This is a genomic window from Vibrio sp. D173a (assembly GCF_030248475.1).
On the sequence record NZ_JAHGAH010001062.1, the window covers coordinates 1 to 589 of the forward strand.

Genomic DNA, 589 nt, shown 5'->3' on the forward strand with positions numbered 1-589 from the left:
AAGTGGATAAAACCTCTCGTATTTGCCACCCGCTTCAAAGCGAGGTGACACCCCGTCTAACCATTTTTTCAAACTCATAGCTCTTCAACCTTCTTTGTGAGAGACATAGGTTTTACGAATCAGAAGCCAAAACAGAGCATTTTCTAATTTCCCCGCGTAGCTTGCATCACCTCACAAAATGATTGATGAGTTATTAATCAACAAGTTATAAGTTCGAGCCATTCGCTCATTTTTTGATATGTAATTGACAAAAATGTCGAAAAAACATCGAGAACTATTATAGAATGCTGACACTATAAGAGAAATAACAAGATCAGTTGTGCAAAATAAAAGCAGTGGCTCCACTGAGGTTTTTTATCACCTCATGGATCTGTCCGATGAAGAAAAAAGTCTTTATCTAAAACGATTAAAGAAAGAGCAACCCGGCTTATATCAGCAAGTTCTTCCCTTAATCAATGAAGGGCATTCAGAGCAGATCACATCGCTGTTCGGCTTTCACGCGCAACAAGCCACAGAAACAGAGCTCAACCTCACTGATACACTGGTGGATAAGTACCAGATCTCGCACGAGTTAGGTCGTGGTGGTATG

General features: G+C 40.4%; 1 pseudogene. It reads left to right on the forward strand.

The annotated features are described in order from the left end of the window. Positions 1-364 precede the first annotated feature (364 nt). A pseudogene (locus KIV40_RS31295) lies at positions 365-589 on the forward strand (serine/threonine protein kinase); the annotation flags it as partial.